The sequence below is a fragment of the Longimicrobiaceae bacterium genome (genome assembly GCA_035696245.1).
Taxonomy (GTDB): Bacteria; Gemmatimonadota; Gemmatimonadetes; order Longimicrobiales; family Longimicrobiaceae; genus DASRQW01.
Window position 1 is genome coordinate 1 of the sequence record DASRQW010000434.1, and the last position, 8251, is coordinate 8251.

Here is an 8251-nt window from a genome sequence, read left to right on the forward strand (position 1 = left end):
TGGCCGCCCACAGTCGCCGAGACCGCTCGGTCAGAGCCGGGCCCAGACGTCCATACTTCGTTCGCAGTACATCAACCGTAGGACCCATGGCCTGAATACTACACGCGAGAGCTCCGCAAACAAAGCATTTATTCTTTTACAGACTCTTAGGCTCGCACCCTCCCCCGCAAGCGGGAGAGGGTTAGGCGGGCCCGGACGGTGGTGCACGATGGGAGAAACCGCGGGATGCGGGCTGCGGTTTTGTCCGTCGTACCCAAGCCATTCTGCACGGAGGGAGACCGCCGGGCGGTTTCGGCGGGCTCGCTCCGGGGCGGGGAGACCCCGGACGGAGGGCGCCAGGTAGTATCGGCGCCCGGAGGAGGAGGCTCACCGCCCCCGCGGAGGAGACGGACGGGCAGCCGTATCGCCCGGCCGGCTCCGGAGCGGCCCCGCGACAGAGCATCCGCCGCCGTCCAGACCGCATCCGCATCATCATCGAGCACCTGAAAAGCGTGGCAGGGCGGGACCGGAGCCCCGCCCTGCATCGTCATCTCAGCTTTCTACATCTACCGAAACAGCTCTCCAGATTAGTAGCGGTAGTGGTCGGGCTTGTAAGGGCCGTCGACCGGCACGCCCAGGTAGTCGGCCTGCTTGGGCGAGAGGGGCGTGAGCCTGACGCCCAGCTTGTCCAGGTGCAGGCGCGCCACCTTCTCGTCGAGCACCTTGGGCAGCGTGTAGACCTTCTTCTCGTAGCTGTCGGCCTTCTCGTGAAGCTCGATCTGCGCCATCACCTGGTTGGTGAAGCTGGCGCTCATCACGAACGACGGGTGGCCCGTGGCGCAGCCCAGGTTGAGCAGGCGGCCCTCGGCCAGGATCATCACGCTGTGGCCGTCCGGGAACACGTACTCGTCGTACTGCGGCTTGATGTTGATGCGCTGCACGTCGTCGCCCATCTTCTTCAGCCCGGCCATGTCGATCTCGTTGTCGAAGTGGCCGATGTTGCCCACGATGGCCTTGTCCTTCATCCGCGCCATGTCGTGCGCCGTGATGATGTCCTTGTTGCCCGTGGCGGTGATGAAGATGTCGGCCGTCTCCACCACGTCCTCGAGCGTGGCGACCTGGTAGCCCTCCATGGCGGCCTGGAGCGCGCAGATGGGGTCGATCTCGGTGATGATCACGCGGGCGCCCTGGCCGCGCAGCGACTGCGCGCAGCCCTTGCCCACGTCGCCGTAGCCGCAGATCACGGCGACCTTGCCGGCGAGCATCACGTCGCTGGCGCGCAGGATGCCGTCGGTGAGCGAGTGGCGGCAGCCGTACAGGTTGTCGAACTTGCTCTTGGTGACCGAGTCGTTGACGTTGATGGCCGGGAAGAGCAGCGTGCCGGCTTCCATCATCTGGTACAGGCGGTGCACGCCCGTGGTCGTCTCTTCCGACACGCCGCGCAGCTCGGCGGCCACGTCGGTCCAGCGGGTGGGCGTCTCGCTCACGGTCTGGCGGAGGAGGTCGAGGATCACGCCCCACTCCTCGCTGTCGTTCTCGGCGTCGAAGGCCGGCACCACGCCGGTCTTCTCGTACTCCACGCCCTTGTGCACCAGCAGGGTGGCGTCGCCGCCGTCGTCGAGCAGCAGGTTGGGGCCGCTGCCGTCGGGCCAGCGCAGCGCCTGGTCGGTGCACCACCAGTATTCGGGCAGCGTCTCGCCCTTCCACGCGAACACCGGCACGCCGGCGGGCTCCTGCTCGGTGCCGTGCGGGCCCACGACGACGGCCGCGGCGGCGTGGTCCTGCGTGCTGAAGATGTTGCAGCTCACCCAGCGCACGTCCGCGCCCAGGTCCACCAGCGTCTCGATGAGCACGGCGGTCTGCACGGTCATGTGCAGCGAGCCCATGATCTTGGCGCCGGCCAGCGGGTTCCGGCCCTTGTACTCGGCGCGGAGCGCCATCAGGCCCGGCATCTCGTGCTCGGCCAGGCGGATCTCCTTGCGGCCGAACTCGGCCAGCGACATGTCCGCGACCTTGTACGGCTCGCGGCCGGCTTCCAGCGACGCTGCGAAGGGATTTGCCATCTCGGCGATTGCGCTCATGGTGCTCCTTGGTTGATGAGGTTTCCGGCGGTGCTGCGTTGGGTCGGGTCCGTCTCTTCTGCTCGGTGGTGAGAGCGTTCGTTTTGTAATCGAGCGCTCTCCCTCTCGATCTACATCTCGGTCAGCCGCCGTTCGGGCGGGATGCGGATGCGGGAGATGCGGCGCCTGCCCGCTGGTCCGCCCCGTTCCGCCGCGCGGAGGCGGCGAAGAGCGTGGGACCCTTGGCGGCGGGGTCGGCCGGGAGCGGGCGGTAGCGCGCGGCGGCGAAGCCCGCGTCCGCCATCCACCCCGCCATCCGCTCCTCCGCGAAGCCCTGCCACAGGTGCCCCATGGTCTGGCGGTACTCGTCGCGGTCGTGCGGCATCATGTCGACCACGAGCAGCCGTCCGCCCGGCTTCAGCGCCCGGTGTGCCTCGGCGATGGCGGCGCCGGGCTCGGGCACGTAGTGGAGGACGAGGAAGAGGATCGCCGCGTCCAGCTCGCCGTCGCCCGCGGGCAGCGCCTCCAGGTCGCCGCCGCGCACCTCCACCTGCGGGAGCTTGCCCAGCCGCTCGCGCGCGGACCGCAGCATCGCGGGCGAGTTGTCCACCGCGACCACGCGCTCCACGAACGGCGCCAGCGACTCGCTCACCTGCCCCGTGCCGCACCCCAGGTCGCCCACCGTCCACCGGTCGTCCAGCAGGCCCAAGAGGCCCAGCAGGTCGGCGCGCTGCCCGAACAGCTCGGCGCGCATCCGGTCCCACTGCCCCGCGGCGGACGAGAAGAACGCCTGCGACTTGGTCTGCCGCTGGGCCAGCACGCTCAGGACGCGCTGGGCGTCCTGCTCGGCCGTGGGCAGCGCCGCGGCCTGTTCGCGCACCAGCTGCCAGAGCTTCCGCGCCGGCGGGTCCAGCCGGTCGGCCACCATGCGGTAGCGGCGGCTCGTTCCCTCCGCGCGCGAGACGATCCAGCCCTCGTCGCCCAGCAGCTTGAGGTGGCGGCTTACCGTGCTCTGCGGCAGCTGCAGCACCGCGCACAGCTCGCTCACCGTCAGCTCGTACCGCTCCAGCACGAGGAGCAGGCGGCTGCGGGTGGTGTCGGACAGGGCCGACATCCGGTCGAAGATCGTGGCTGGGCGCTGGTTCATTTCATCCGTTCATCCGTTCATCCGGATTGAATGTTATAAGTCCCGTGGGCCGATGTCAACCAACTCGTCTCGCGCGAGCAGCACGACAGGTGGGATGGAACGGCAGAGGGGGCGCCGAACGTTTGCTTGCAGCTGTGCAATGCGTCGGCTAACGTGCTTGTAACGTCATGTGCTGCAACAGATACGCCGTATTGGAGATTCCGATGCGGCGCAAGGAGAGGGTCCACAGTGGATGCCTCTCCCATCTGTGCCGCAACCGCGGCGCGGGCTCCACTCCTTCGTGAGGGAGGGCATCATGCGTAAGCTTCGGCTCGCCAGTGAAGACCTGAGCGTCGAGACGTTCGACGCGGGCGCGGCGGAGGGCTCGGCCGGGACTGTCCACGGGCAGGGCGACCTGGGGGCGCGGTTCGCCACCCATCTCCCGGACTGCAATCCCGACGTGACCACCGTCTTCACCGGCGCCTGCGTCCGGAACTGTCACCCGTAGCCCAGCCGGGGCAACACTTCCCTTCTTATAGCGAGGTGGGTCGATGAGGAAGAAGCTGATGCTCGATGCGGATGCCCTGTCTGTCGCCTCGTTCGTTACGGGCGAGGCGGGGAGCGCGAACGGCACGGTGCGAGGGCAGGCGGCGGATGCGTGGGCGGCCATCGTCACGCGTACCAACTGCCTCACCACTCCCTGCTGCCCCGCCTCGGTCACCTGCCTCACGCAGGCGTCCGTCTGCAGGTAACGCTGGGTGGCCGTGGATCCACGGCTCAACGACTTCCTGGGCGGAAAGTAGACCCGGGACAAAGGAGGGCCGCCGCGCTTTCTGCGCGGCGGCCCTTGGTGTAGTTACGGGGTGGCTCAGGTCGATGATACGCTCGACACGGCAACGCAGGCGTCCACGTCGCACACTTGGTCGAAGATCCACTGACCCGATTCGTTCCTGCTCACGCGGAACAAGTCCGGCCGGTAGTCCGGGAAAGGCGTCGTCGTGCCCGCAAGTCGTGCGGAGCCACTCACGTAGTACCAGCTTTCACCCCTCTGCTGGAGAGCGATGTCCTCATCCACATCAACGTGCTGGCCGCTCCCGTTCGTGTACGACACCGTGGCAGTACCGGTGGCGCCGACGCTGGTGAGGATCGCGCTGTACTCTACCCCCTCGACCGACCACCCGATCGTGACATTCCCGTGGTACGTACCGTCGTCAGCGTTCGGCTCCGCGGCCGCGCTGGTGGTGTCGACCGACGCAACGGCGATGTCGGCGGCGGGGGCAGCGGCAATCGTGTCGCTCGTGAACTGCGTTGCAGCGGGAGCAGGGGCGGCGGAGCTCAGCGCGTCGCCCATGGCCTGGGCGTTACCCGGATGCTGCTGAGCGTAAAGGCCTACCGCGAGGGAGATGAACCCGAACCCCGCGAACGTGGAAAGGATGCGCGGAAAGACCCCAACCTTCGGTATGCGCACGTCCTTCGCTTCGAAGCCACCGCCGATCACGGCGACGCCAATTAGGATGCTGCCGACGAAGAAGGCCAAGATGTCCATGAGTTTGCCTACATGCGGAGAGTGACTTCGGGGGCATACGGAGGGGTGCGCGAATCTAATTGACATAAAAGGAATGTGTCAACCACGGGATGGTGTCACCGAGTTGATTTCTCGATCAAGCGTTGCGAGGTTGCCCGGCGGGGTATGGCGAGTGGCGGGCGGGGGATGTAGATTAGCCGCCGCTGAACCCAACCACCCAGGAGAGCTGAGAGATGGACCACTCGACGGCCCGGCTGTTCATGTTCATGGCGATCTTCGGCGGCATCACGTTCGCCTGCTACCTGGCGTGCCTCTGGATGATCCGCATCGAGGACCGCCGCCTGGCGCGCAAGGCCGCCCGCCGGTAGCCATCGGCGCCGCTCGGCAGCCAGTTGGACGATAGAAGAGAGCCGCATCCCCCGCCGGGACGCGGCTCTCTCTTCGTTCGGGCGATTTTCCCGTACCGCCCGTCGTGCGGCGGATCGGGAGCATCGGAGACGGCGCCGCGGGACAGTAGCCGGTGCGCCGCGGAAAGGGCGGATGCGATGAATCGCACCCCTACAACTGCAATGGGGTCAACAGTTTGCGGATGGGTGCGAGCGCGGCGTCAGGTGCGACGCGAGGCGATGGCTTCGGCGATGAGGGGGCCGTGGAGCTTGCCGTTCTCGATGAAGATCTTGTTGGCGTCGTAGCCGGCGGCGAGCACGCCGGCGATGAAGATGCCGGGGACGTTGGTCTCCATCGTCGCGCGGTCGTGGGCGGGGATGCCCGTCTCCGGATCGACCGTGACGCCGAGGGCGAGGAGCATGACCGGGTCGGGCACGTAGCCCGTCATCGACAGAACCCAGTCGTTGGGCAGCACGCGGCGCGCGCCGGTGGCAATCTCCTCCACCTCCACCTCGCGGGGGCGGATGTGGACCACGCGGTGGCCCCACAGCGCGGGGATGGAGCCTTCGGAGATGCGGTTCTCGATGTCGGGCCGCACCCACGGCTTGATGCCCTTGTCCAGCGTATCAAAGAGGTGGACGAGCGTCACGCGGGCGCCCTCGCGCCAGCAGGTGAGCGCCGCGTCGGCCGCGCTGTTGCCGCCGCCGACCACCACGACGTCCTGGTCGAAGTACGGGAACGGGTCGGTGAAGTAGTAGACGACCTTCTCCATCTCCGCGCCCGGCACGTCCAGCTTGCGCGGCGTGTCGAAGTAGCCGGTCGCGATCACGACGTTGCGGGCGCGGTACGTGGCCGGAACGCCGTCACGCGTCCGCGTCCCCAGCACGAACCCGCCGTCCGCCGCAGTGATGGTTTCCACGCCCTCGTACTGCCGCACGTCCAGCCCGAAGTACGTGACGAGCTTGCGGAAGTAGCGCAGCGCCTCGCGCCGCGTGGGCTTGTCGCCCGCGGTGGTGAACGGCACGCGCGCGATCTCCAGCTTCTCCGGCCCGCTGAAGAACGTGGTGTACGTGGGATAGCGATACACCGACTCGGTCACCGCGCCGCGGTCGAAGAGCGCACAGCTCAGCCCCGCCTCCTGCGCCGCGATCCCCACGGCAATGCCGCACGGCCCCGCGCCGACCACCGCTATGTCGAAGACCTGCTCGTCTCTATCCGTCATCTCTATCCCGTTCTATCCCGTCAGCGTCTTCCGAATCGTCGTCCAACTGCATGCGAGCGCAACGAGAGCCGCCGCGCGTCCGGCTGGCGGATGCGCGGCGGCCCGGTGGTGCGGAACGGCCGGGAGATGCGCATCCTCCCCGCCGCAGAGCACGTCACGCGCCAGCGGCCTCCAGTGCCTGCCGGATGTCGGCGATGATGTCCGCGGCGTCCTCGATGCCCAGCGACACGCGGATGAAGCCATCGCCGATGCCGGCCGCCTCGCGCTCGTCCGGCGTCATCGCCGAGTGCGAGGTGTAGCGCGGCTCCGAGACCAGCGTCTCCACGCCGCCCAGGCTGGGCGCGTAGCGGGCGAGCTTCAGCGCGCGGACGAAGCGCTCCGCCGCCGGGCCGCCGCCGCGCACCACGATGCCCATCATCCCCCCGAAGCCGTCCAGCAGCCGCGCCGCCGTCTCGTGGTCCGGGTGCGACGCGAGGCCTGGATAGACCACGCGGGCGATGCCGGGCTGCGCCTCGCACCACTCGGCTACGTGCTGCCCGTTGCGGTTGTGGCGCTCCATGCGCAACGCCAGCGTCTTGATGCCGCGCTCCAGCAGCCACGCCGCATGCGGGTCCAGCGCGGGCCCCCACACCTTCGCCCGGTTCCGCACCTCGGCCACGCGTTCGGTGCTGCCGGCGATCACGCCCGCCGTCACGTCGCTGTGGCCGCCCAGGTACTTGGTGGCGCTGTGCATCACCAAATCCACCCCGTGCTCCAGCGGGCGGAAGTTGACCGGCGACGCGAACGTGGCGTCCAGGATGAACGCCGCGCCGCGCGCGTGCGCCTCGTCCGCGATGGGGCGGGGGTCGGCCACGCGAAGCAGCGGGTTCGACGGCGCCTCGCCCAGCACCACGCGCGTGTTGTCGCGGAACGCGGACTTCCAATCAGCCGAGTGGAAGTCCACGAACGTCGTCCCGATCCCGAAGCGCGACAGCTCGGCGGAGAGCAGCGTGCGGGTGCCGCCGTAGATGGCCTCTGTGGCGACCACGTGGTCGCCCGCGGAAAGGTTGGCGAGCAGCGCGCAGACCATGGCGCCCATGCCGCTGCCCATGACCGCGGCGTCCTCCGCGCCCTCCAGCGCGGCGAGGCGGGCCTCGAGCGCGACGGCGTTGGGGCTGTTGCCGTATCGCCCGTACAGCACCTCGCCCTGGCCGTCGGGCGCGCTCAGGTACGTGGTGCTCAGGACGATGGGGTTCACCACCGGCCCGGCCACGTCTCGCGGCGGGTCGCCCGCGTGCACGGCACGGGTGGAGGGGCCCAGCGCGCGGGCGTCGTCTGCGGTCATGCGGGCGGGAGCAGGAAAGGGAGCGGAGAGACGGTGCCGTCACTGTGGAGCGCGGCCACGCGGCGGACGCACAGCGTGTCCAGCGCGGCCGCGACGGCATCTTCCGCGATGCCGGTGGTGCCCGCCACGTCCGCCGTGCTCACGCGGCCGGCGGCGATCAGCGCGTCCCACACGGCGCGCTGGAGCGGGTCGGTGAGGCCGAGCAGCTGGAATCCCCCGCCCTCCTCGTTCTCCGAGACGAGCAGCAGGCCGTGGCGCTCCAGCACGGCCTCCACCGCCTCCACGTGGTGCTCCTGGAGGCCGCGCACCACGAAGTACGCCTCGGCCGGGCGCTCGTCGCCCTGGTAGCGCAGGAGCAGCTTGGCCACGATCTCGTCGGCGCACGAGTAGTCCAGCACGCGCACCTGGGTGAAGTCCAGCACCGACAGGCACACCTCGCGGTCACCGCACTCCATCTCCGCGATCTGGCTCTCCACGCCCGTCCGGATGGCGCGCCCCGTGGGGCGCGTCACCAGGTTGCTGAAGAGCGAGGTCACCGAGCGTCGCTGCACGGCCGTGAAGCGGAAGAGGGTGCGGGTTGGGGGCGCGGGGCGCACCGGCTCACGCGTCCTGCGCGGTCACCTTCTCC

At 69.0% G+C, this 8251-nt stretch carries 9 protein-coding genes; 3 read left to right on the top strand and 6 right to left on the bottom strand.

Going from position 1 to position 8251, the window contains the following annotated elements; translation table 11 throughout:
* Window positions 1-566: 566 nt before the first annotated feature.
* Both ahcY and VFE05_19565 read right to left on the bottom strand, forming a co-directional pair.
* Window positions 567-2060, bottom strand: coding sequence for an adenosylhomocysteinase (gene ahcY, locus VFE05_19560; protein ID HET6232281.1), 1494 nt, complete (start codon window positions 2058-2060; stop codon window positions 567-569).
* 121 nt (window positions 2061-2181) lie between these two features.
* A complete protein-coding gene (locus VFE05_19565) occupies window positions 2182-3186 on the bottom strand; it encodes a metalloregulator ArsR/SmtB family transcription factor (protein HET6232282.1) in 1005 nt (334 codons plus the stop codon).
* A 295-nt stretch (window positions 3187-3481) separates the two neighbouring features.
* On the opposite strand from VFE05_19565, the gene VFE05_19570 reads away from it, so the two are divergent.
* Both VFE05_19570 and VFE05_19575 read left to right on the top strand, forming a co-directional pair.
* Window positions 3482-3673 carry a hypothetical protein gene (locus tag VFE05_19570; protein HET6232283.1) on the top strand — a complete coding sequence of 64 codons (192 nt, stop codon included), beginning with the start codon at window positions 3482-3484 and terminating at the stop codon, window positions 3671-3673.
* Window positions 3674-3716: 43 nt separating this feature from the next.
* Window positions 3717-3917: a hypothetical protein gene (locus VFE05_19575; GenBank protein ID HET6232284.1), complete on the top strand. Its 201-nt coding sequence runs from the start codon at window positions 3717-3719 to the stop codon at window positions 3915-3917.
* Window positions 3918-4033: 116 nt separating this feature from the next.
* Here VFE05_19575 and VFE05_19580 read toward each other — a convergent pair whose 3' ends face one another.
* Window positions 4034-4711, bottom strand: a complete 678-nt coding sequence (locus tag VFE05_19580; GenBank protein HET6232285.1) for a hypothetical protein — start codon at window positions 4709-4711, stop codon at window positions 4034-4036.
* 212 nt (window positions 4712-4923) lie between these two features.
* Between VFE05_19580 and VFE05_19585 the strand changes: the two genes are divergently transcribed.
* Window positions 4924-5058: a hypothetical protein gene (locus tag VFE05_19585; GenBank protein HET6232286.1), complete on the top strand. Its 135-nt coding sequence runs from the start codon at window positions 4924-4926 to the stop codon at window positions 5056-5058.
* A 239-nt stretch (window positions 5059-5297) separates the two neighbouring features.
* On the opposite strand, the gene VFE05_19590 is transcribed toward VFE05_19585, so the two are convergent.
* The 3 genes from VFE05_19590 to VFE05_19600 form a co-directional block, all read right to left on the bottom strand.
* Complete coding sequence (locus tag VFE05_19590; protein HET6232287.1) at window positions 5298-6299, bottom strand: YpdA family putative bacillithiol disulfide reductase; 1002 nt, start codon at window positions 6297-6299, stop codon at window positions 5298-5300.
* A 154-nt stretch (window positions 6300-6453) separates the two neighbouring features.
* On the bottom strand, window positions 6454-7623 hold the full coding sequence (locus tag VFE05_19595) for a PLP-dependent aspartate aminotransferase family protein (GenBank protein HET6232288.1): 1170 nt from the start codon (window positions 7621-7623) through the stop codon (window positions 6454-6456).
* Window positions 7620-8219 (bottom strand): hypothetical protein, encoded by a 600-nt coding sequence (locus VFE05_19600; protein HET6232289.1) that lies wholly within the window; start codon window positions 8217-8219, stop codon window positions 7620-7622. Before VFE05_19600 ends, VFE05_19595 begins: the two co-directional genes overlap by 4 nt.
* Window positions 8220-8251 lie beyond the last annotated feature (32 nt).